This is a genomic window from Candidatus Microbacterium phytovorans (genome assembly GCA_029202445.1).
Classification (GTDB): domain Bacteria; phylum Actinomycetota; class Actinomycetes; order Actinomycetales; family Microbacteriaceae; genus Microbacterium; species Microbacterium phytovorans.
In genome coordinates this window covers 1,496,787-1,519,229 of sequence record CP119321.1, presented here as the reverse complement: position 1 = coordinate 1,519,229, position 22,443 = coordinate 1,496,787, and the positions used below count along the sequence as shown (strand labels likewise).

At 71.3% G+C, this 22,443-nt stretch carries 19 protein-coding genes and 1 tRNA gene; 11 read left to right on the top strand and 9 right to left on the bottom strand.

The genetic code is table 11. The annotated features are described in order from the left end of the window. Positions 1-63: 63 nt before the first annotated feature. The 4 genes from P0Y48_07230 to P0Y48_07215 form a co-directional block, all read right to left on the bottom strand. A complete protein-coding gene (locus tag P0Y48_07230) occupies positions 64-1,485 on the bottom strand; it encodes a DUF222 domain-containing protein (GenBank protein WEK12277.1) in 1,422 nt (473 codons plus the stop codon). A 641-nt stretch (positions 1,486-2,126) separates the two neighbouring features. Then, positions 2,127-3,503, bottom strand: coding sequence for an NADP-dependent succinic semialdehyde dehydrogenase (locus tag P0Y48_07225; protein WEK14970.1), 1,377 nt, complete (start codon positions 3,501-3,503; stop codon positions 2,127-2,129). A gap of 44 nt (positions 3,504-3,547) precedes the next feature. Beyond that, positions 3,548-4,228 (bottom strand): GntR family transcriptional regulator, encoded by a 681-nt coding sequence (locus P0Y48_07220; GenBank protein WEK14969.1) that lies wholly within the window; start codon positions 4,226-4,228, stop codon positions 3,548-3,550. A 25-nt stretch (positions 4,229-4,253) separates the two neighbouring features. Further along, the gene (locus P0Y48_07215; GenBank protein ID WEK14968.1) at positions 4,254-4,778 is read right to left on the bottom strand and encodes a VOC family protein; all 525 of its coding nucleotides are present in this window, start codon (positions 4,776-4,778) and stop codon (positions 4,254-4,256) included. Positions 4,779-4,935: 157 nt separating this feature from the next. Between P0Y48_07215 and P0Y48_07210 the strand changes: the two genes are divergently transcribed. The 5 genes from P0Y48_07210 to P0Y48_07190 all read left to right on the top strand — a co-directional run bounded on the left by P0Y48_07210 (position 4,936) and on the right by P0Y48_07190 (position 11,319). Then, the gene (locus P0Y48_07210) at positions 4,936-7,125 is read left to right on the top strand and encodes a thiamine pyrophosphate-dependent enzyme (GenBank protein ID WEK15033.1); all 2,190 of its coding nucleotides are present in this window, start codon (positions 4,936-4,938) and stop codon (positions 7,123-7,125) included. Continuing rightward, positions 7,125-8,483: a 2-oxo acid dehydrogenase subunit E2 gene (locus P0Y48_07205; GenBank protein WEK14967.1), complete on the top strand. Its 1,359-nt coding sequence runs from the start codon at positions 7,125-7,127 to the stop codon at positions 8,481-8,483. The genes P0Y48_07210 and P0Y48_07205 overlap by 1 nt, the downstream gene beginning before the upstream one ends. 68 nt (positions 8,484-8,551) lie before the next feature. Continuing rightward, on the top strand, positions 8,552-9,481 hold the full coding sequence (locus P0Y48_07200) for an NAD(P)-dependent oxidoreductase (protein ID WEK14966.1): 930 nt from the start codon (positions 8,552-8,554) through the stop codon (positions 9,479-9,481). 4 nt (positions 9,482-9,485) lie between these two features. Next, positions 9,486-10,571 (top strand): alcohol dehydrogenase catalytic domain-containing protein, encoded by a 1,086-nt coding sequence (locus P0Y48_07195; GenBank protein WEK14965.1) that lies wholly within the window; start codon positions 9,486-9,488, stop codon positions 10,569-10,571. Positions 10,572-10,680: 109 nt separating this feature from the next. Further along, on the top strand, positions 10,681-11,319 hold the full coding sequence (locus tag P0Y48_07190; protein ID WEK14964.1) for an NAD(P)H-binding protein: 639 nt from the start codon (positions 10,681-10,683) through the stop codon (positions 11,317-11,319). Between the two features lie 33 nt (positions 11,320-11,352). On the opposite strand, the gene P0Y48_07185 is transcribed toward P0Y48_07190, so the two are convergent. Further along, complete coding sequence (locus P0Y48_07185; protein WEK14963.1) at positions 11,353-12,660, bottom strand: DUF4032 domain-containing protein; 1,308 nt, start codon at positions 12,658-12,660, stop codon at positions 11,353-11,355. 85 nt (positions 12,661-12,745) lie between these two features. Continuing rightward, positions 12,746-13,852: a sn-glycerol-3-phosphate ABC transporter ATP-binding protein UgpC gene (ugpC, locus tag P0Y48_07180; GenBank protein WEK14962.1), complete on the bottom strand. Its 1,107-nt coding sequence runs from the start codon at positions 13,850-13,852 to the stop codon at positions 12,746-12,748. 236 nt (positions 13,853-14,088) lie between these two features. On the opposite strand from ugpC, the gene P0Y48_07175 reads away from it, so the two are divergent. The 5 genes from P0Y48_07175 to P0Y48_07155 all read left to right on the top strand — a co-directional run bounded on the left by P0Y48_07175 (position 14,089) and on the right by P0Y48_07155 (position 18,475). Continuing rightward, the gene (locus tag P0Y48_07175; GenBank protein ID WEK14961.1) at positions 14,089-15,054 is read left to right on the top strand and encodes a thioredoxin domain-containing protein; all 966 of its coding nucleotides are present in this window, start codon (positions 14,089-14,091) and stop codon (positions 15,052-15,054) included. 36 nt (positions 15,055-15,090) lie between these two features. After that, positions 15,091-15,163 (top strand) — tRNA-Thr (locus P0Y48_07170). Positions 15,164-15,309: 146 nt separating this feature from the next. After that, positions 15,310-16,386, top strand: coding sequence for an acyl-CoA dehydrogenase (locus P0Y48_07165; GenBank protein ID WEK14960.1), 1,077 nt, complete (start codon positions 15,310-15,312; stop codon positions 16,384-16,386). Continuing rightward, a complete protein-coding gene (locus P0Y48_07160; GenBank protein WEK14959.1) occupies positions 16,380-17,738 on the top strand; it encodes a bifunctional PIG-L family deacetylase/class I SAM-dependent methyltransferase in 1,359 nt (452 codons plus the stop codon). The genes P0Y48_07165 and P0Y48_07160 overlap by 7 nt, the downstream gene beginning before the upstream one ends. Next, on the top strand, positions 17,735-18,475 hold the full coding sequence (locus P0Y48_07155) for a glycosyltransferase (GenBank protein WEK14958.1): 741 nt from the start codon (positions 17,735-17,737) through the stop codon (positions 18,473-18,475). The genes P0Y48_07160 and P0Y48_07155 overlap by 4 nt, the downstream gene beginning before the upstream one ends. 148 nt (positions 18,476-18,623) lie before the next feature. Here P0Y48_07155 and P0Y48_07150 read toward each other — a convergent pair whose 3' ends face one another. Genes P0Y48_07150 through P0Y48_07140 form a run of 3 tightly spaced genes read right to left on the bottom strand, consistent with a single transcriptional unit; the run spans position 18,624 to position 21,282 of the window. Then, entirely contained in the window at positions 18,624-19,379 is a 756-nt protein-coding gene (locus P0Y48_07150) for a hypothetical protein (protein ID WEK14957.1), read from the bottom strand. 23 nt (positions 19,380-19,402) lie between these two features. Beyond that, a complete protein-coding gene (locus tag P0Y48_07145; GenBank protein WEK14956.1) occupies positions 19,403-20,542 on the bottom strand; it encodes a helix-turn-helix transcriptional regulator in 1,140 nt (379 codons plus the stop codon). Between the two features lie 8 nt (positions 20,543-20,550). Next, complete coding sequence (locus P0Y48_07140) at positions 20,551-21,282, bottom strand: sigma-70 family RNA polymerase sigma factor (GenBank protein WEK14955.1); 732 nt, start codon at positions 21,280-21,282, stop codon at positions 20,551-20,553. 190 nt (positions 21,283-21,472) lie between these two features. Between P0Y48_07140 and P0Y48_07135 the strand changes: the two genes are divergently transcribed. After that, complete coding sequence (locus tag P0Y48_07135; GenBank protein ID WEK14954.1) at positions 21,473-22,438, top strand: DMT family transporter; 966 nt, start codon at positions 21,473-21,475, stop codon at positions 22,436-22,438. Positions 22,439-22,443: the final 5 nt, after the last annotated feature.

The following is a 22,443-nucleotide window of genomic DNA, read 5'->3' as shown; positions in this document are numbered from 1 at the left end:
GTCACGTGGCAAGTCGATCGGCCATCTGAGCGCTCGGTCCCATTCGCGCGCAGGTGGTCTGGGTCAGAAGCCCGGTGGGTCAGCGGTGGGGCTCGGGCGCGGGTGTGGGCGCGTGTCGGGTTCATCCGTGGTCGCCGCGGTCGTGAACGTGAGGGTGCGGGCGGGGTGGTCGGGGTATTCGCGTCCGGTGGGGCTGGTCCAGTGGAGGATGCCGTCGGGTGTCTGCCTCACGCGCCAGGCGGAGTGGTGTTTCAACGTGTGGTGGCGGCGGCAGAGGTGGGCGAGGTTGGTGAGTTCGGTGGGCCCGTCGTGTTCGCGGGCGGTGGTGTGGTCGATGTCGGACCGGTCGGTGGGGGTGCGGCATCCGGGGAATCGGCAGTGCTCATCTCTGACGCGGAGGGTGCGTTTGAGGTGGTCGTTGGGCCGGTATCTGTCGGTGGCGAGGACGGTGCCGGTGGCGGGGTGGGTGAGGACCCGGTCCCATCCGGTCGCGGTTCCGGCGAGGCGGAGGGCGGTGGCGGTGTCGATGGGGCCTTTCCCGATGAGTTCGGCGGGGGTGTCGTCGTGTCCGACCGCCGTGAGGGCGGGGACGGTGACCTGCACCCGCGCGATGATCGCCTGCCCGGTGGGGATGGCGTCGTTGGTGGTCTCGGGGGTGGCGTGTCCGGTGAGGAGGAGGTCGGCGAACACGTCGGCCCGGACCTCGCTGATGCGGTGGTTGTCGGTGGGGTGGGTGTCGGTCGCGTCGGGGTGGGGGAGGAGCGCAGCGTCGAGGGCCGCGCCACGCGCTGCGCCCGCGCTGCCGGCGGTGCCGCTCGTGTTCGCTCCGCCCACCGCGCTCCGCCCCTCCACGACGCGTCTTGCGTATTGGTCGAGGCGGTCGCGGATGCCGTGGGCGATCGCCGCCGGGAGGATCGCGATCAACTCCGCCATGCCGTCGTCGAGGTCACGCACCCACACCTCCCGCTTGGTAGCGGCAGCCGCGTGGCGTTCCTGCAAGGGAATCGGGTGCAACCGTGCGGCGAGGATTCGTGCGGCGGGTTTCAGTCGTCCCGGTGTCTCTCGCCGGGCGATCTCTAGCGTCGCGTCTTCGTAGACCGCTCGTGCGGCATCGTCGTCGATCGCAGCCCCGGCGTCGACCACCACGCGCACGTGCCCGCGAGAGATGTCGCCGCACGCCCACCCCGCGAACGTCGCCGGGAATCGTTCGACCAGCACGACGGCATCGGACATGTGTTTCTGCACCGTGCGGTCCGACATGCGCGCGGCGGCGCCGATTTGCGCGGCGAGGGACCGGATCGGGATGTCGGCCACGGACGCAGGGCCGCCGGCATCCTGTGCCATCGCCTGCGCGATCTCGACTGCCTCGGCCAGCAGCGCGGCCTCGCGTGCTTGGGCTGCGGCGGCGTCGCGGCGGGCGTCGGCGAGGGCGTGCAGCAGCGTTTCGATGCGCTGTTGCCATGCGGTCGGCGTGGTCCCTGTCATGCTCCGATTCTTCTCGGGGGCACCGACATTCCCGGCGACAAAACCCAGATCACAGGTTCTTCCTGTGGACAACTTCCGACACGCCGGGGGTGTGGAGAAGGGGGCGCCGTTTCGTCTCGCTGCGCTCGCTCAACGACCGGGGGAACGACCGGTCGAGCGGCGGCGTTTCGTCTCGCTTCGCTCGCTCAACGACCGAGTGGTGACGCGGTGATCCGGTCGTTGAGCGAGGAGCGCAGCGACGAGACGAAACGTCGATCCGGGGAGGTGACGGCGTTTCGTCTCGCTGCGCTCGCTCAACGACCGGGGAGGGTGACGCCGCGTTCGGTCGTTGAGCGAGGAGCGCAGCGACGAGACGAAACGTCGATCCGGGGAGGGTGGCGGCGTTTCGTCTCGCTGCGCTCGCTCAACGACCGGGGAGGGTGGCGCGCGTTCGGTCGTTGAGCGAGGAGCGCAGCGACGAGACGAAACGTCGATCCGGGGAGGGTGGCGCGGGTCCGGTCGTTGAGCGAGGAGCGCAGCGACGAGACGAAACGTCGATCCGGGGAGGGTGACGGCGTTTCGTCTCGCTGCGCTCGCTCAACGACCGGGGCGGCGTTTCGTCTCGCTGCGCTCGCTCAACGACCGGGAACGCCCCTGCGCCGTCAGCCCTTCCACACCGACTTGAGGTTGCAGAACTCGCGGATGCCCTCGGCGGACAGCTCCCGACCGACGCCGGAGTCCTTGATGCCGCCGAACGGCAGCTCGGGGTAGGAGATCGACATGCCGTTGACGAAGACGGCACCCGCGTCGAGCCCGGCGACGATCCGCGCTTCCTCGTCGGCATCCTGCGTCCACACGGCGGAACTGAGGCCGAAGGTCGTGTCGTTGGCGAGCCGGAGGGCTTCGTCGGCGTCGGCGACCGAGTACACGGATGCCACAGGGCCGAACGCCTCTTCGCGGTACAGCCGCATGGTCTCGGTGATGCCCGTGAGCACGGTCGGCGGGTAGAACCAGCCGTCGCCGTCGGGTGTGGTTCCGCCGACGACCGCGGTCGCCCCGGCGCCGACGGCGTCGTCGACCAGCTCGGCGAGCTCGTCGCGTCCGGAGCGGGTGGCGAGCGGACCGACGTCGGTCTTCTCGTCACGCGGGTCCCCGACGGTGAGGGCGGCCATGGCGGCGGCGAACTTCTCGACGAAGGCGTCGTGGATGTCGGCGTGGACGATGAACCGCTTCGCGTTGATGCACGCCTGGCCGTTGTTCGACGTCCGAGAGGCCACGGCCGTTGCGACGGCGCGGTCGAGGTCGGCGGAGGGCATCACGACGAACGGGTCGGAGCCGCCGAGCTCCAGCACGACGTGCTTGACCTCGGAGCCGGCGATGGCGGCGACGGAGCGGCCGGCGGGTTCGGAACCGGTGAGCGTGGCCGCGACGACGCGTCGGTCGCGCAGCACGCGTTCGACCTTCGCCGCGGGAATGAGGAGCGAGCCGAACGAGCCAGCGGGGAAGCCGCCCCGTTCGAACAGCGTGTCGAGGTAGATCGCCGCCTGCGGCACGTTGGACGCGTGCTTGAGGAGCCCCGCGTTGCCGGCCATCAGCGCGGGGGCGGCGAAGCGGATCACCTGCCAGATGGGGTAGTTCCACGGCATCACCGCCAGCACCACGCCCAGCGGCTGGTAGGTGGTGTGGGCGTGCGAAGCGCCGACGACGCTCGGATCGGGCAGCGTGGTTCCGGTCAGGAACTCCTCGGCACGGTCGGCGTAGAAGCGCATGGCGTTCGCGGACTTCCGCACCTCGCCGCGCGCCTGCGCGAGCGTCTTGCCCATTTCGAGCGTGATGAGCTCGGCCACCTGCTCGACATCGCCGTCGAGCAGATCGGCGGCGGCGTGCATCCAGCCCCGGCGGGTGGCGAAGTCCGTCGTCCGCAGCGTGCGGTGCGCCGCGTGGGCGGCGGCGATGCGCGCGTCGATCTCGGTGTCGTCGTGCTCGTCGAAGCGGGCGACGGTCTCACCGGTGGCGGGGTTGATGGAGGCGATGGGCATGCGGGGCCTTTCGTCGGCGGATCGCGCACGATCCGGGCGGGCGGTCAGTGCGGGTCGTCGAAGATCTCGGGGGTGCGCGACAGCTGTCGGCGGGTGCGGCGGATATGGGCGCCGAGCACGCGTTCGGCCTCCTCATGGTCGCCGTCCTTGAGCGCGGCGACCATGAGATGGTGCTCCTCGTGGGCGATGCGTCGCGCGTCGCGGTCCCACGACGACACATACGCGCGACGGTAGGGCGCCGTCGTGTTCCACAGCTTGCGGATGAGCGGCTCGAGTTGCGCGGTCTCGGCGGCCTCGTAGCTGGCGAGATGGAACTCCCGGTCGAGCTGGAGGAACGTCTCGGTGTCGTCTCCGGCGTCGCTGATGCGCTGGGCGAGCGCGGCGAGCCGGTCGAGTGCGTCGCGTGACAGAGCGGGGGCCGAGTAGCGCAGCAGGAGCGGCTCGAGCCGTTCGCGCATCTGGTAGACCTCTTCGCATTCGGCGAGCGTGAGGCGGGAGACCCAGGCGCCGGAGTTGGGCACGACGGTCACGAGCCCCTCGTATTCCAGTTGACGGATCGCCTCGCGGACGGGCACACGACTGGCGCCGTACTCGGCGGCGACGTCCTCCTGTCGGATGCGCGTGCCCGGAGGGTAGGCGCCCGCGAGGATGCCGCTGCGGATGCCGTCGGCGATCCGCGCTCCGGCGTCGCCGTCGCGGGTGCGGGTGATGTCGATCTGGCTCATGGGACCACTCTCGTCGCTGAGGACCTCACGCCGCGGGATCGGCGGGGTGCCACAGCAGCGTGTCGGCATCCGCTTCGTACGCTTTGCCGCCGGGGAAGGAGACCAGCTCGAACTGCATGCCCCAAGGGCTGCGGAAGTACAGCCACCGCTGGCCGGCCGAAGCGCCCGCGCTGACGACCGGCTCGCCCATGATCTCCACCCCGTGCTCGCGCAGGTAGGCGACCGCTGCGTCCATGTCGTCGACGTACAGGGCGAGGTGGTGCCCGCCGATGTCGCTGTTGCGCGGCTGCGGCGCTTGTCCGTCGGCGCTGTCGTAGTGGAACACCTCGAGGTTGCTCCCGTTGCCGAGGCGGTAGAAGCGGATCTCGGTGACGACGGTGCGGGGGTGCACGCCGAGTTGCACGGACATGAAGTCGTCGTTGGCGCGCTTGGCGCCGAGCGTGTAGACGCGGACGGCGCCGAGCACGTCGACGAGGAAGTGCTCGGCTTCGTCGAGGTCGGGCACGGTGAAGCCGATGTGGTCGGTGCCGCGCATACCGGGGATCGGCATCGTGCCGCTCCTCTCGTCACTCCGGTGTGAATGGTCGAATTGTATCCAGATACGCGTCGAAATCAACCATTCATCAGAACAGGAGCACGCCGACTCTTGTGATTGGATGCAATCGTCGGTACGGTTGCCCCATCGCATGACATCGATGGAGACGAACATGCCGCGACGACGCAAACTCTCGACCGACGTTCCCTGGATCGAGCTGAGCACGACCTCCGCCGACTGGAAAGCGGCGGACCCCGCGCTCCTGACGACGATGCTCGGCCAGCTGCACCTCATCCGCGCCTTCGAGGAGAGTGTGCTCGACCTCGCCGGCGCCGGACTCGTCCACGGCCCCGCGCACTCCAGCATCGGGCAGGAGGGCGGCGCCGTCGGCTCGATCGTCACGCTGCGCTCCACGGATGCCGTCAACGGCTCGCACCGCGGCCACCACCAGTTCCTCGCGAAGGCGATCGGCCACGTCTCCGGCGGAGTCCTCGATCCCGCCGCCCTCGTCGACGGGGAGATGCAGGCGCTGCTGCAGCGCACGCTCGCCGAGATCCTCGGCCTCGCCCAGGGGTTCTCGGGAGGGCGCGGCGGCTCGATGCACCTGCAGTGGCTGGAAGCCGGCGCGCTCGGCACGAACGCCATCGTCGGCGGCGGCGCCCCGATCGCCACCGGCACCGCGTGGGCACAGAAGCACTCCGGCACGACCGACGTCTCCATCAACTACTTCGGCGACGGGTCGAGTCAGATCGGGTCGGTGCTGGAGTCGATGAACCTCGCCGCCGCGTGGCAGCTCCCGGTCATGTACTTCATCGAGAACAACCTGTACGCCGTCTCGACCCACGCCGACGAGGTCACCGCCGATCCGAGATTCTCCGTGCGGGGGCAGGGCTTCGGCATCCCCTCGTGGCGCGTGGACGGCATGGACCCGCTCGCCGTTCACCTCGCCACCCAGGAGGCGCTGGAGCGCATGCGCGCCGGCGCGGGCCCCGCGATCATCGAGGCCGAGGTGTACCGCTTCTTCCACCAGAACGGCCCCTACCCCGGCAGCGCCTTCGGCTACCGCACGAAGGACGAGGAGAAGAGCTGGAAGTCGCGCGACCCGATCGCCCGTGTCGAGCGTGAGCTCGCTTCGCTGTCCGTGCTGAGCCCGGACGAGGCTGCCGCCGTCCGCACGCAGGCGCGCGAGGCGATGGCGGATGCCGTCGCGAAGCTCACCGAGGACGACCCCGACAACGCCGGCCGGCGACGGATCGTCCCGGCGCTGTGGCCCGACCCGGCCGTCGTGGACACCGGCATCCGGGGCGACGCGTCCGAGCTCGCGGGGTTGCCCGACGACGACCCCACCACCCACGAGGGCGGCTGGACCGACGTGAAGTTCGTCGATGCGATCGCCGCGGCGATGGAGCGCCGCATGGCCGCCGACCCGCGCATCGTCGTGCTCGGCGAAGACGTCCACCGCCTCGCCGGCGGGACCAACGGCGCCACCAAGGGCCTGCGCGCGGCGTTCGGCGAAGACCGAGTCATCGGCACGCCTATCAGCGAGAACGCGTTCTTCGGTCTGGCCGGCGGTATGGCCCTCGACGGGCGGTTCCGACCGATCGTCGAGTTCATGTATCCCGACTTCATGTGGGTGGCCGCCGACCAGGTGTTCAACCAGGTCGGGAAGGCGCGCCACATGTTCGGCGACAACAACACCGTCCCGCTCGTGCTCCGCACCAAGGTCGCGATGGGCTCCGGCTACGGCTCCCAGCACCTCATGGACCCGGCCGGTATCTTCGCGACCGCCGCCGGCTGGCGCATCGTCGCCCCGTCGTCGGCGGCCGACTACATCGGACTCCTCAACGCCGCGTTGGCGTTGGAGGACCCGGTGCTCGTCATCGAGCACGTCGATCTCTACGGCACCGCCGACCGCGTGCCCGACGGCGACCTCGACTACGTCATCCCGCCGGGCCGCGCGGCCGTGCGGCGGGAGGGATCGGAGGTCACGGTCCTCACCTACCTCTCGATGGTGGGGCACACATTGGAGGCGGTCGAGCAGACCGGAGTGGATGCCGAGGTCGTCGATCTGCGGTGGCTGGATCGCGCGTCGCTCGACTGGGAGACGATCGAGACCAGCGTCCGCAAGACCGGCGCGGTGCTGATCGTCGAGCAGGGTGCCCGCGGCACGTCGTACGGCGCCTGGCTCGCCGACGAACTGCAGCGCCGCGTCTTCGACTGGCTTGACCAGCCGATCGAGCGCGTCACCGGCGGCGAGGCCAGCCCCAGCATCTCCAAGGTGCTGGAGAGAGCGGCGATCGCCCGCACCGAAGAGGTCGTCGCGGGCCTCGAGCGCGTGCGCACGAACAGCGGGGTGCGCTGATGGCTGCCGTCGTCCGCATGCCGGCCCTCGCCGCGGGTGCGACCGAGGCCGCCGTGCAGTCCTGGCTCGTCGCGGTCGGCGACCGCGTCGAGGCCGGGCAGGAGATCGTCGAGATCGAGACCGAGAAGGCCGTCGTCGAGTACGAGTCGGAAGAGGCCGGGGTCGTCGCGGCGATCCTCGTGGATGCCGGTGCCGCAGCCGCCGTCGGGTCGCCCATACTGGTCCTCGCCGGCGAGGGGCAGAGCGCCGAGGCCGCGCTCGCCGAGGCGGGCGTCGATGCCTCGCCGCCGGCCCCCGCCGCCGCGCCCGCGCCGACCGTCCCCGCGACGGACGAGGCCGCCGCCGCCCCCGGCGCCACCGCGTCCGTGCCCGCCGCCACCGAGTCGTCGGAAGACGGTCAGGTCGCGCCGCCTCCTCCCGTGGTCCCCCCGACGGATGCCGAGCCGGCATCCGGGCCCGTCGCCACCGAGCGGCGGTTCGCGAGTCCGCTCGTCCGCAAGCTCGCGCGCGAGCGGGGAGTCGACCTCGCCTCCGTGTCGGGATCCGGGCCCAACGGGCGCATCGTGCGCCGCGACCTCGATGCGCTTCCGGCATCGGCGCCCGCAGCTGCGGCGACGCCCCCGACCGCTCCCGCGGCGCCGTCGACTCCGGCATCCGTTTCACCGGCATCCCCGGCCGCGTTCACCGACGTGCCCCACACGGGGATGCGACGGGCGATCGCCCGGCGGCTCACCGAGAGCACCACCACCGTGCCGCACTTCTTCCTCTCGGCCGACTGCCGCGTCGACGAGGTGCTCGCCCTCCGTGCCCGCATCAACGAGCGTGGCGACGTCAAGGTCTCGGTGAACGACTTCGTGCTCAAGGCGGTCGCCGCCGCGATGCTCGACGTTCCCGAGGCCAACGCGATCTGGACCGACGACGCGACGCGGCGTTTCGCGGGCGTCGACATCGGGGTGGCCGTCTCGATCCCGGGCGGTCTCGTGACCCCTGTCGTGCGCGGCGTGCAGGACCTCAGTCTCGGAAGCGTGAGCCGTGCCGTGCGCGATCTCGCGGAGCGTGCGCGGGCGGGGCGCATCAAGCAGCAGGAACTGGAGGGCGGTTCGTTCGCCGTGTCCAACCTGGGCATGTACGGCACGTCGCGCTTCTCGGCGATCATCAACCCGCCGCATTCCGGCATCCTGGCTGTGGGCGCCGCGGAACGGCGGCCCGTCGTCGGCGACGACGGCGAGCTGACCGTGGCCACCGTCATGACGGTGACGCTCTCGGCCGATCACCGCGTGCTCGACGGCGCGCTCGCCGCGCAGTGGCTCGCGGCGTTCACCGATCGCATCCAGAACCCGCTGTCGCTGCTCGTCTAGCGACCTCAGCCTCGTCCCCGCCCCGACCCGCGCGGGCACCAGAACCTACGGAGAGATAAGGAACACACATGACCGACACCCTGCCCACCATCGGTTGGATCGGCGCCGGCCGGATGGGCGCGCAGCTCATCCAGAGACTGCTCGACGCCGGCTACGACGTCGCCGTCTACAACCGCACGGCATCGAAGGTCCAGCCGCTCGTCGACGCGGGCGCCCGCCACGTCGCGCGTCCCGTCGACCTCGCCGACCGCGATCTCGTCTTCAGCATGGTCTCCGCCGACAAGGACCTCGAAGCCGTCCTCCTCGGACCCGACGGCCTGCTCACGGGCGAGTCCTCGCCGCGCATCGTCGCGGACGTCTCGACCGTGTCGGTCGCCACGAGCGAGAAGGTGCGCGCCGCGGCGACCGAGCGCGGCACGGCGTTCCTCGCCACGCCCGTCTCCGGAAACCCCGCCGTGATCGCCGCGGGCAAGCTCACCGTCGCCGTCTCGGGCCCCCGCGACGTGTTCGACGAGGTCGAGCCCGTCCTCCAGGTCTTCGGCCGCGGCGTGACCTACGTGGGCGAAGGCGAAGTGGCGCGCCTCGTGAAGATCGCGCACAACGTCTTCCTCGGCGTGGTGACGCAGTCGCTCGCCGAGATCACCGTGCTCGCGCAGAAGGGCGGCGTGTCGCGGGAGGCGTTCCTCTCCTTCCTCAACGACTCGGTCATGGGGTCGGTGTTCACCGGCTACAAGACGCCCGCCTTCGTGAATCTGGACTTCACCGCGACGTTCACGATGCCGCTGCTGCAGAAGGACTTCGATCTCGGCTTGGACGCGGCCTACAAGCTCGGCGCCCCGATGCCGATCGCCTCGGCCACGCGACAGATCGTCGCGCAGGAAGTGGGCGCGGGCAACACCGAGCTCGACTTCGCCACACTGCTGCTGGCCGTGGCCCGCGGCGCCGGTCTCGAGCTCGAGTCGGAGAACGCCGACGTCACCGACGGCCTCGCGGACTGATCCGATGACCGCGCAGATCCCGGCGACCATGCGAGCCGCCGTGCTCCACGGTCGCCGGGATCTGCGGTTCGAGGAGGTGCCCACGCCGAGCGCCGGCCCGGGCGAGCTCCTCATGGAGGTCACCGCGGTCGGCGTGTGCGGCACGGATGCCGCGGAGTGGGCCCACGGCCCGAAGCTCTTCCCGATCGACACCGCCCATCCCGTCACGGGACACCGCGGTCCGCTCACGATCGGACACGAGTTCGCCGGTCGCGTCGTCGCGGTAGGTGAGGACGTGGATGCCGCGTGGGTCGGACGCCTCGTGGCATCCTGCGGCGCTGCCCCCTGCGGGCAGTGCGCGCTGTGCCGGGAAGGGCGATCGAACGTGTGCCGCCAGTACAGCGCCGTCGGCCTCCACCGGCCGGGCGCGCTCGCCCGCTACGTCGCGGCCCCGGTCGCGAGCTGCGCCGACGCCGACGCGTGGGGCCTCGATCCGCACGAGGCAGCGCTCGTGCAGCCGATGTCGATCGCGGTCCACGCCGCCCGCCGCTCCGGAGCATCCCCGGGCGACGTCGCGGTCGTGCAGGGCGTGGGCGGGATCGGCGCGTTCCTCATCCACGTACTCGTCGACCTCGGTGCCCGCGTCATCGCGGTCGACCTCGACCCCGCACGCCTCGCCCTGGCGCGGGAGCTCGGCGCGGCCGAGACGATCACCGGCGGCACGTCGGCCACCGCCGAGCTCCTCACCGCCGCGTGGGGGGAGGAGCTGCCCGTCTTCTTCGAGGTGACGGGATCGCAGCGCGGCATGGACCTCGCGATCGACACGGTGCCGATGGGAACGACGATCGTCGCCGTGGGAATCGCCAAGGCGCCCGCACCCGTCGATCTCGGGCGTGTGACCGTGCGGGAGCTCACCCTCGTCGGGACGAACGCCATGGTGCGCGAGACCGACCTCGGCGACGCGGCCCGCCTCGTCGCGGCGCGTGCCGGACGATGGGATGCCGTCGCCGCCGCCCCCCTGCCGTTCGAGCAGGTCGTGGACGGCGCCTTGGCGCCCATCGCCGAGGGTCGCCCACCCGCAGTGAAGTCGCTCGTGCTTCCGCCCGTCTGATCGAGCGGTCACCACATACACAGCGGATCCTGGGGAGGGCGCGGCATCCTGGGAAGGATCCATCGCGCGGTCGCCTTGATACGGGTGACCCACTTCGAAAGGAACCCCCATGACCACCATCGCCGTCCTCGGAGGCACCGGCTACGCCGGTCGCCACATCGTCGCCGAAGCCGTCCGCCGCGGGCACACCGTGCTCTCCGTCGCCCGCACCGCACCGTCGGAGCGCGTCGAGGGTGCGACGTACGTCGAGGGGACGCTGCTGGACGTTCCGGCACTGGCATCCGAGCTCACCGGCGCCGACGTGGTCGTCTCCGCCGTCGCCCCCCGCGGGGACATGGAAGGTCAGGTGCGCGGCAACCTCGAGGCGCTCTTCTCGGTGCTGCCCGATGACGTGCGCGTGGGAGTCATCGGCGGCGCCGGCGGCAGCCTCGTCGCCCCCGGCGGTCCGCGGGTCGTCGACAGCGGCTTCCCCGACGAGTTCAAGGCCGAAGCGCTCGAGGCGATCGGTGTCCTCGAAGACCTCCAGGCCGAGCAGAGCGGGCGCGACTGGTTCTACATCCACCCCGCGGGCGGCTTCGGCGCCTGGAACCCGGGGGAGCGCACCGGTTCCTACCGCGACGGCGGCGACGTCATCGTGACCGACGCCGACGGGGAATCCTTCATCTCCGGCGCCGACCTGGCCGTCGCCGTGCTCGACGAGATCGAGAACCCGAAGCACTCGCGGGAGCGCTTCACGGTCGGCTACTGACGACCCGCCGCTTCGGCCCGACTCGGGGTCGGCTCAGACGAGATCGCGCCAATCGACGGCGTCGTCCTCGTCGGGGTCGACCTCGATCGCTCCCGTGACGACGGGGAGCGCCATCGTCTCGGTCGGCGGACCCATGACGGTCGCCTCGTCGCGGCGGTGACGCAGCACGTCGTCGATGTACGACCCCACGGTCTCGGCGATCGGCACCGACGTGCCCCGCGCCTGCGACATGTACCAGCGGTGCTCCAGCACCTGGTGGAACACCTCGGCGGGTTCGAGCTTCGAGCGCAGATCGAACGGGATCGCCTTGATCACGGGCTCGAATACGCGCGTCAGCCACTCGTGCGCGACCATCTCCTCGTCGGAGCCGAGGCGCGAGACGCGCGCGCTGAACTCGTCCATGTCGTTGAGGAGGCGGCGCGCCTGGTTCTCCTCGACGTCGAGGCCCGTGAGGCGCAGGAGTCGGCGCTGGTGGTGTCCGGCATCCACGACTTTCGGCTCGATCGTCACGCGCGTGCCGTCGGGGGTCGACTGGATCGACATCTCGCCGATGTCGAACCCGAGCTCGTTGAGACGCTGCACGCGCTCGGTGAGACGCCACGACTCGTTGGCCGAGAACGTCTCCTCGTCGTTGAGGGCTCCCCACAGCGACCAGTACGACGACATGATGCGGTCGGCGATCGCCACCGCGTCGATCCCGCGCTCGAGGCGTCCGCCGGCTTCGAGGTCCATGAGTTCGCCGGCGATGTTGGTGCGGGCGACGTCGAGGTCGTGTTCCCGCTGGCCGCGGGTGAGTCCGCGTTCGTGCAGCTCGCCCGTCTCGGCATCCACGAGGTAGGCCGCGAACTCCCCGGCATCCCGGCGGAAGAGCGTGTTCGACAGCGACACGTCGCCCCAGAAGAAGCCGATGTTGTGGAGACGCACGAGCAGCACCGCCAACGCGTCGACGAGGCGGCCGGCCGTGTCGGGGCGCAGCACCTGGGTGAACAGGGCGCGGTAGGGGAGCGAGAAGCGCAGATGCGCCGTGACGAGTGCCGCGGGGAGCGGTTCGCCCTTCGGGGTGCGGCGCCCGTCGATCACGGCGAAGCGGTCGACACACGGCACGTCGAGGCGTGCGAGCGAGCCGAGCATCTCGTACTCGCGCCGCGCCATCTCGGCCGTCGTCTCCTTGACGGCGACGACGCGCCCCGAGAGGTTGGCGAAGCGCACGAGGTGCCGGGAGATGCCCTTGGGGAGCGACACGATGGTGTCACTGGTCCACTCCTCCAGCGGCGTCGACCACGGCAGCGAGAGCAGCCCCGCATCGACGCTGCTGGCGGTGATGGTCAGCGAGTCCACCACGGATGCTCCTCTGGGGTCGTGACATGCGGCGCGGCGCGGGGGTCGATGACCCGCCGCGCCGCGTCGCTGTCGTGAGTGGTGTGGCTCAGGAGGCCGAAGCGATCGCCTTGTCGGTGAGGCGCTCGCCCGTCTCGATGTCGAAGACGTGCACGTGGCCGGTGACCGGGGCCAGCACGACCTTGTCGCCCGCGTTCGGGTGACGGCGGCCGTCGACGCGCGCGACCAGGTCGGCGCGCTTGCCGTTGATCTCGGTGTGGCCGTACAGGTAGCCGTCGGCGCCGAGCTCCTCGACGAGGTCGACGTCGACCGTGAGGCCCTTGCCGTCGGCCGGGTTGACCGTGATGTCCTCGGGACGCACACCGATCGTGACCTGCGAGCCGTGCGCCTTGCCGAGGATGTCCGCCTCGACGCCCACGACGGCTGTGCCGAAGGTGACGCCGCCTTCGGCGAGGTCGGCCGGGAACAGGTTCATGGCCGGCGAGCCGATGAAGCCGGCGACGAACACGTTGTTCGGCTTCTCGTACAGGTCGCGCGGGGTGCCGACCTGCTGGAGCAGACCGTCCTTGAGCACGGCGATGCGGTCGCCCATGGTGAGCGCCTCGGTCTGGTCGTGCGTGACGTAGACCGTGGTGACGCCGAGGCGGCGCTGCAGCGACGCGATCTGGGTGCGCGTCTGGACGCGGAGCTTGGCGTCGAGGTTCGACAGCGGCTCGTCCATGAGGAACACCTGCGGCTGGCGGACGATGGCGCGACCCATCGCGACACGCTGACGCTGACCACCCGAGAGGGCCTTCGGCTTGCGGGTGAGGTACTGCTCGAGGTCGAGGAGCTTCGCTGCCTCTTCGACGCGCTTGGCGCGCTCTTCCTTGCCGACGCCGGCGATCTTCAGGGCGAAGCCCATGTTCTCGGCGACCGTCATGTGCGGGTAGAGCGCGTAGTTCTGGAACACCATCGCGATGTCGCGGTCCTTCGGCGGGATGTCGGTGACATCGCGGTCGCCGATGAGGATGCGGCCGGAGTTGACCTCTTCGAGGCCGGCGAGCATGCGCAGCGAGGTGGACTTTCCGCAACCGGACGGTCCGACCAGGACCAGGAACTCGCCGTCGGCGACCTCGAGGCTCAGCTTGTCGACCGCGGGGCGGGTGCCGCCGGGGTAGAGGCGGGTTGCGTTGTCAAAGGTGACGGACGCCATTTGTTCTTCTCCTTCACCGGCAGGTACGTGCCGGACGATCCGTAGTGATGGAATGAGCGGGGGCTTGTCCCGCACGTCCTGAGAGGACGCAGGTTCAGTATCGCACGTGAGCGCGTGCCAGATGAAGCGTGTGTCTGGGGTTTTCCCAGGGTGTCTGATTACGATCGGAATGTTCGCAATCCCGTGCGACCCGACGGCCAGCCCACGCCGCCACCTTCGTTTCTGCAAGAGGTTCCATGTCCACCGACGACTCCCGTCCCGAGGTCGCTCCGATCGACCGCCGCGAGGCCGTGCGCGAGAAGGCGCAGCAGGTGCGTGCTCAGCAGTCGCGAGCCCGCCTGGCCCGTCGCTCGGCGCTCGTCGCCGGCGTCGTCGTCGCGGGCGTCGCCGTGATCGCGGTCGTCGCCTGGACCATCTCGGCCACGGCCGGTCGTCCGCAGCTCGAGCCGCTCACGGCCGACGCCGACGGTTTCGCGATCTCGTCGGTCGCGGGTGTCGTGGGGGTCGCTCCCGACGTGGCGGTCGACCCCGACGCGGCCTCCACCCCGGCCGCCGACGCCACGCCCACTCCGACCCCCACGCCCGAGGCGACGGATGCCACGGCCCCCGCCGTCGAGATCCGCGTCTACGTCGACTACCTGTCGCCGGGCGCACGCGAATGGCAGCTGGCCAACGTGCAGCAGCTGTCCGCGTGGGTCGAGCAGGGGGCGGCGACGCTCACCTACCACCCGGTGTCGATGCTGGCGGCCAAGTCCAACGGCACCAAGTACTCGCTGCGCGCCGCGAGCGCTGCCGCGTGCATGGCCACCTACTCGGCCGACGACTACTTCAACTTCAACAACGAGCTGCTGTCCCGGCAGCCGGCGGTCGACTCCGACGGCTACACCGACGCGGAGCTCGCCGACCTCGCGATCGCCTCCGGCGCCGACGACCCCAAGAAGGTGCGGTCGTGCATCGAGTCGGGCGACTTCACCACGTGGGTGAAGGATGCCACCGAGCGCGCCGTCGCAGGCATTCCCGACACCGACGATCTCGCCCTCACCGGCATCCCGATGATCCTCGTCAACGGTCAGGCCTACGTCGGGGCGCTCGACGACCCGGCGGAGTTCTCGCAGTTCGTCATGACCAGCGCGAGCGACGCGTTCTACAAGTCGCAGCAGGCCGAAGAGACGCCCAGCCCCACACCGACGCCCACGCCGTAAGGCAGGGCTCGCGCCCCGGATAGACTGGGCGCTCTTGCCGGCTTGGCGCAATTGGTAGCGCACCGTACTTGTAATACGGGGGTTGCAGGTTCAAGTCCTGTAGCCGGCACACTCTCGGGGTGGTGGTGTCATCGCTTCTCGGTATTTCACTGCGCTCCGCTACTGGGCGCCCGAGCTCCGCTATCGGAAACCTCACGCGGTGGCAAGCCTCTGCCGAACCGGGCAAGACGCGGTGAGACTCGGCAGGTGGACCCCATGCCGAGAGATTCGTCGACGACACCGCTCCTGAGAGACGCACCGTTCGCCCCTGAGCTCAGGTCGGTGCTCGCCGACGCGGATGCCATCGACGGATTCGGCACTGATGTGGGTGCCACTCTCGCGTGGGCGGTGGCCGTCGGCGCTGTCCGCGGAGCGGGGCGTTCACGGAGCGACGACTGGTCCCTGCTTGCGGCGGTCGGCCGCAGCGACGTCGCTGCGGCCCGCATCCTCGAGCCGCATCTCGATGCCCTCACCATCCTGGAACAGGCGAGACGCGACGGCGCAGCGGTAGACATGTCGTCGATCGCCGCCGGTCCTGACTCGTCGTGGGGTGTCTTCGCTGCCGAGGGCGCGGGAATGCGTCTGGAAGCGCGGGCGGATGCCGGCGGCTGGCGCCTCGACGGGACCAAGCCGTGGTGCTCGCTCGCGCAGCACCTGAGCCACGCGCTCGTAACAGCGTGGGTCGGCGACGAGCGTCGCCTGTTTGCCGTCGCGCTGCAAGCCCCCGGCGTCCGACCTCGATCGGGGCCGTGGTTCGCGCGGGGACTGAGCCAGGTCGTCAGCGCGCCGGTGGACTTCGCGTCGGTCCCGGCGGTGCCCGTCGGCGAGCCGGGCTGGTACCTCCGCCGACCCGGCTTCGCCGCGGGCGGCATCGGGGTGGCCGCATGTTGGTGGGGTGCTGCCCTGCCGCTTCGCGACGCCCTGCTCGACGCAGCGCGGCGTGACGGCGCCGATCAGCTGTCGCGTCTGCACCTCGGGCGCGTCGACACGGCGCTGTGGTCCGCGCGGCTGGCGCTGCGGTCCGCCGCCCGCGAGATGGACGGGCTCGACGCGGCATCCGAGGCTCCGGCCTCTCCGGGCACGCTCGCGGCGCGCGTCCGGGCGGTCGTCGCCGACGCGGTCGGGATGACACTCACCGAAGCTGCCCGCGCGCTCGGTCCGCTGCCCCTGGTCGCGGACGACGCGCACGCGCGGCGGGTCGCGGACCTGGAACTCTATCTGCGTCAGCATCACGGCGAGCGGGACGTGGTTCGGATCGGCGTCGACATCAGCGAGGGGCGGGGCGCGTGGTGAGTTTCAGCCACCGCGACCCCGGGACCGCCGAGCACGTGTGGGCTGCGGCCTTTGCGGCACAGGCGCTGCCTGATCTCCGGCAGGAGGCCGATCACCTGGTCGTGATCGCGGCGCACCCCGACGACGAGACCCTCGGGGCGGCGGGGCTGATGTCGATCACCGCTCGTCGCGGCGCGAGAGTGACGGTGCTCATCGCGACCGACGGGGAGGGGTCGCATCCAGAATCGCCGTCGCACTCGCCCGCCGAGCTGGCTGCGCTGCGGCGCCGGGAAGCGACTGCGGCCATGGGGCACCTGCATCCCTCGATCGAGCTCCGCTTCCTCGGCATCCCGGACGGCGGCACCGACGATCACCGGGACGAGATCGCAACCGCACTTCGCGCCGTGCTGATGGATGCCGGTTCCGCCCTCGTCGTGTCGCCGTGGCAGGGGGACGGGCACCGGGACCACCGCGTCGTCGGCGAGGTGGCCGCCGAGGTGTGCAGGGACCTCGGCATCCCGTGGCGGGGCTATCCGATCTGGCTGTGGCACTGGGGCTCGCCCGAGGACGTGCCGTGGGGCGATCTCGAGGTCGTTCGGCTCGACGCCGCGGCTGCTGACGCCAAGCGCGTCGCGACGCGGCATCACCGCAGCCAGATCTCAGCGCTCTCACCAGCGCCGGGCGACGAGGTGATGCTCCATGACGGGATGCAGGCGCACTTCGATCGGGCCTTCGAGGTCTTCGTGCGCCCCGCCGAGGAACCCGCGAGTCTCGGGGAGGGATTCTTCGACGAGTTCTACGGGCGGAACGGAGACGACCCGTGGGGGTTCGAGGCGCGGCGGTACGAGCAGCGGAAGCGCGCCGTCACCTTGGCGAGCCTGCCCCGCGCCCGATACGCCTCCGCCCTCGAGCTCGGGTGCTCCACCGGGGTACTGACCGAGCTCCTGGCAGAACGATGCGATGCCGTCCATGCCGTCGATATCGCTGCCGCGCCGCTCGCAATCGCGAAGGAGCGGATCGGCGAGAGGACCGGAGTCAGTTTCGAGCGCCTCGCGCTGCCCGGCGAGTGGCCCTCCGGCACGTTCGACCTCGTCGTCCTCTCCGAGGTCGGCTACTACTGGAGCGGCGCAGACCTGGCCGACGCGGTCGAGCGGATGCAACGCGCGCTCACGCCTGACGGGCATCTCATCGCGTGCCACTGGCGGCATCCGGTCGCCGAGTATCCGCAGACCGGGGACGACGTCCACGCGGTGCTCCGCTCCTCGAACCGCCTCGTCCGTATCGTCGCGCACGAAGAGGAGGACTTCGTGCTCGAGGTCTACGGGCTCGACCAGGTGCGATCGGTTGCGGCCGAGACGGGCCTGATCGCATGAACGCCGTCTCCCGCGAGGATGTCGCCGCCGTCGCCGTCGCCGTCGTCGTCCCCGTGCACGACGAGGCGGCGCTCCTGAACGAGTGCCTCGCCGCACTGAGCGCCGCGCTGGCGCACACCGGGCGGACGCATCCGCACGTCCGCGTCTCCGCCGTCGTCGTCCTCGATGCGTGCACGGATGCATCCGAAGACATCGCGCGATCCTGGCCGCTGCGCGCGCTCCGCATCGACGCCCGGAACGTAGGGACCGCCCGCCGTGTCGGCATGACCGCCGCGCTCGCCGCGCTGGGGGAGATGCCGCCGGCCGGAGTCTGGGTCTGCACGACCGACGGGGACTCCACAGTCCCGCCCACCTGGCTCAGTCACCAGCTCGACCTTCGAGCGGAGGGAGCGGACGTCGTTCTCGGCACGGTTCGTCCCGACTTCGCCGACCTCACCGCGGAGCACGCCGAGCACTGGCTGGCGACGCACCCTCGCGGGCGCCCGGTCGGCAATGTCCACGGCGCTAATCTCGGTCTCCGCGCCGACGTCTACACCGCGATCGGGGGGTTCGCCGATCTCGATCAACACGAGGACGTCGAACTCGTTCGTGCCGCTCGCGCTCTGGGCGCGCGGGTGGTCGCGACCGACGAGAACGAGGTGGTCACGTCCGGTCGATTCTGGGGGAGGACGCCCGGCGGGTACGCCGCATTCGTACGCGCGACGCACGAGAGAATCGCCGGGTTGGCGCGATCGTAGACGCCCCTTCTCGCTGCCTCGCCTGTGTTCGCCCGCGCCGCTTGGCGGATGCCAGGCTGCGCGACCCGCAAGATGACGCGGGTGAACCGCCCGACCGGCGGTAGACGCGACCACCGCCCCGGCGGTGCTGCGCTGTCTCGCCCTCGCGTCAGGGACGGAGCGCGAACACCGGCACCGTCGGCGTGCGCAGGGTGTCGGCGCGCCACCGCTCGGCCGCCTCGGAGCCGAGCCTGCTCGCCAGGAGGAGCGCGCCCAGCCGGTCGATCACCTCGCCGCGATTGACGGCCACCGTCGAGCACGGCATGCAGTCCGCGACGTGCGCGTCGGCGGCGCGCCCGCCCGCGCGACCCTGGAAGAGCGACGAGCGCACGTGTGCGCACTCGTCGGGTAGGCCGCGACCCCGGGAGACGGCGATCCACCTCTCCACGAAGCGGTCCACCAGTCGCGGCGAGGTGGCTTCCACGACGGATGCCGCGATCATCGGTGCGCAGTCGCTCCACGTCATCCGGTCGACCGCGCGGAACCACATGAGCGCGCGGTCGTCGGCTGGCAGCAGCCGGTAGGCCTCCACGAGCGACGTCCGCCCTGCGGGGTAGTCGTGGTCGCCGGCACCGTCGAGCTGCGGGAAGAGCTCCGCCGTGACGGTCACAACGGTCTCCCGCACCGGCATCCCGGCCCAGACGCGCGCCGGGGCCTCCCGGCGGAAGAGGTCGCGTGCGGCGGTGAGCGTCTCGTGCGAAGCGGTCATCCCGGTGCACGCCCGGATCGTGTCGGCGGCGGCGCTCTCGTGGCGGGCCCACAGCAGGTCGGCCGCGTCGGGCCGCCCGACGAGACTCTCCGCCAGCAGCGCGCGGTCGGTCCAGCGGCTCATCCCGCGAAACCCCTCGATCTGTGCAATGCGCATGATTCCGGCATCCTTCCCTGGCTTCACGGCATCGACTCGATCCCGTCGAACACTCCCAGCCGCTCTCCCGCCACGAGCGCCTCGGCACGTCGAGTGACGCCGAGCTTGCGGTACACCGACGTCAGGTGCGTCTTGACGGTGTTGCGGGAGACGCCGAGGAGGTGCGCGGCGCCGTCGAGCGTGACGGGGCCGCGGACGGCCGCCAGCACGCGGCGCTCCGAGCGCGTGAGCGGTGGGATCCGCGGCGCCTCGGGAGCCGAGACGACACCGTGTGCGGCTCGCACGAAGGCGTCTCCCACGTCGGTAGGTACGGCAGCGGCGAGCTCCGCACGGGCACTCGCGGGCAGCATCGCGAGCGGCCGTCGTGCGCCGGTGGCGAGCATCCAACGGGCAGCCGACGTCGCGAGCGCGGCGTCGACGCGTCCGGTGCGCAGGAACGTCGCCCAGGCGATGAGCAGCGATGCCTCGGCGCGCTGGCCCGGGGGTGTGCCGCGGGCCGCGAGGATCGCTCCGGCGATGGTCGCAGCAGCGGCGGGGCGACCGTGTCGGAGTACGAGACGTGCGCGCGCGAGCCGCGTGAGATCACCGCCCGCCGCGTCGATCCGTCCCGCGGCGCGAAGGTCGCCCAGCAGTGCGAGTGCGTCGATGCGGCTCGCGGTGGCGATGTCTCCCACGAGAGGGCCGCGCGCCGGAAGCTGGGGGAGGAGGAGATCGAGGGTGTCGAGCGTCCGGTGCGGCAGCCCCTCGGCCAGCGACAGGCGGGTGTCGGCGAGGAGGGCGAAGGGCAGCAGCTCCGGTGACCCGGCGTCGAGATCGCGGACCGCGGCCGTCGCCTCGGGCGTCAGGCGCTCCACGGCGAGGATCGCGCGCGCCGCGCGCGCCACGGCATCCGTCGGCTCCGCGCCACCCCCGGAAGAGGAGTCGCGGGCGGGATCGTCGTCATACGTGTGGGCCAGGATGCCGTCAGCCGCATCGAGCGATCCCCGCACGGCGTGCACGAGCGCTTCGTGGTGCGCGGCGAGGCGACTCTCGGCCGGCGTTCGCGCGGCGCGCGCGGCCGCTTCGAACTCGACGAGCGCCGTGACCGTGCGACCGGCCAGGAGCGAGGCGCGACCGAGGATCACATGCGGGGGGAGCGGCGTCCCCTCTCGTTCCGGTGTCATCGTCGCGCTCATGCGTCGTCGAAGCCGCGGGCGAGCTCGTCGAGTCGCGTCCACGCCGCGCGGCAGCGTGCGCAACGAGCGAGATGGGTGAACCGCGCGACCCCGACGACGTCGGCCAGCGCGAGCGGGAAGATGTCGGGGAGCGTGTCGGCGAAGCGCACACACGCGGCGGGCGGGTCGCCCCACACGAGCATCTCCCGCACGATCGCGCGCCGCAGGCCTGCTTTCGCGCGGTAGACGAGGGCGTGGATCGCCGGCGCGGGGCGGTCGAGCTCGGCCGTCAGCTCCCGTGCCCGAGCCCCTGCGACCGCCACGTGCACGAGCACGCGCTGCTGATCGGCCGGGAGCGTCCGGAGGGCGCGGCGCACCAGCGCGCGCTCGTGGAAAACGTCGACCTCGCGGAACACGTCGGCATCCGCGCGGACCCCCTCGCCGTCGAGCGGCACGGTGCGGGAGCGCGCCGACCGGAGTTCGTCCTTCATCCGGTTGCGCATCGCCGCGAACAGGTAGGCGCCGATGTTGGCGATGTCGCTCCCCGAGGCCGCACGACCGACGGCGGAGGCGAGGGCCTCCGCGAGCAGGTCGTGGGGGTCGAGGAGATCACCGGCGAGCTTGCGGGCGAACCCCTGCAGGAGCCCCCGGTTGGCCGCGTAGTAGTCGCCGATGGCGGCCGTGGCTTCGGCGTCGGTGTGGCTGTCGGTCTCTTCGCCGAGTCGTTCGGCCGTCGTGGTGGTGCGCACGTGTGGTTCTCCCGCGATCTCCCGTGACGCCGCCGTTGCCGTGGTCGAGCCGCGGATGCCGGAGGCGTGAATGCACTGAAGAGATGCCCCCGCCCGGAGCCGATGACGGCGGAGTCGCGGAAACCACCCGTTTCCTCACCCGAATCCCCCACAACTGAGGGTCTGGAGCCCCGTCCCCTAGGCTCATCGGGTGACATCCGCCCCCTCACCCGCGCGCCTGCCCGCGGCGATCGCCCTGTCGGGTGCGGTGCTCGTCGGCATCCTCACCGCGATACAGGCGCGGATCAACGGCGAACTGGGCCTGCGGCTGGGCGACGGACTCGTCGCGGCGGCCATCTCGTTCGGCTCCGGCCTCGCGCTCCTCGCCCTGTGCTCGCTCCTGCTGCCGTCGGGGCGCCGAGGCTTCCGTGCGCTCACGACGGGGCTGCGGGAGCGCACGATCCCGTGGTGGATGCTGGCGGGGGGAGCCGCGGGCGCCCTCACGGTGGCGACCCAGGGCCTCGCCGTCGCGGTGATCGGCGTCTCGCTGTTCACCGTGGGGGTGGTCGCGGGTCAGACCGTGAACGGACTCGTCCTCGACCGGGTCGGCTACGGCCCGGCCGGCGTCGTGGCCGTCACCGTCCCCCGGGTGCTGGGTGGGGTGCTCGCGCTCGCCGCAGTCGCCGTGTCGTTGCAGGGCGGCGTGCTCGACCGCATCCCGCTGTGGATGCTGATCCTTCCGCTCGTGGCGGGCGTCGGGATCGCCTGGCAGCAGGCGACCAACGGTCGTCTCCGCCAGCGCGTGGGCACACCGCTCACCGCGACCCTCGTGAACTTCATCGGCGGCACGATCCTTCTCGTGCTCGCCGCGCTCATCAGCGTCGCCGTCTCAGGCCCGCCCGCCACGGTGCCGGGGGAGCCCTGGCTGTTCGTCGGCGGGGCGATCGGCGTCGTCTACATCTTCATGTCGGCGGCGCTCGTGGTGCACACCGGCGTGCTTCTCCTCGGACTCGGCACCGTGGCCGGTCAGCTGCTCACCGCCTTCGCGATCGATGTCGCGTTTCCCGCGGCATCCGGGCCGGGATGGGCGATCGAGCTCACGATGGTCGCGATCGCCCTCGTTTCGGTCGTCGTGGCGGCAGCGCCGTGGCGCGCACGCCGTCGCCCTCAGAGCTGATCGCC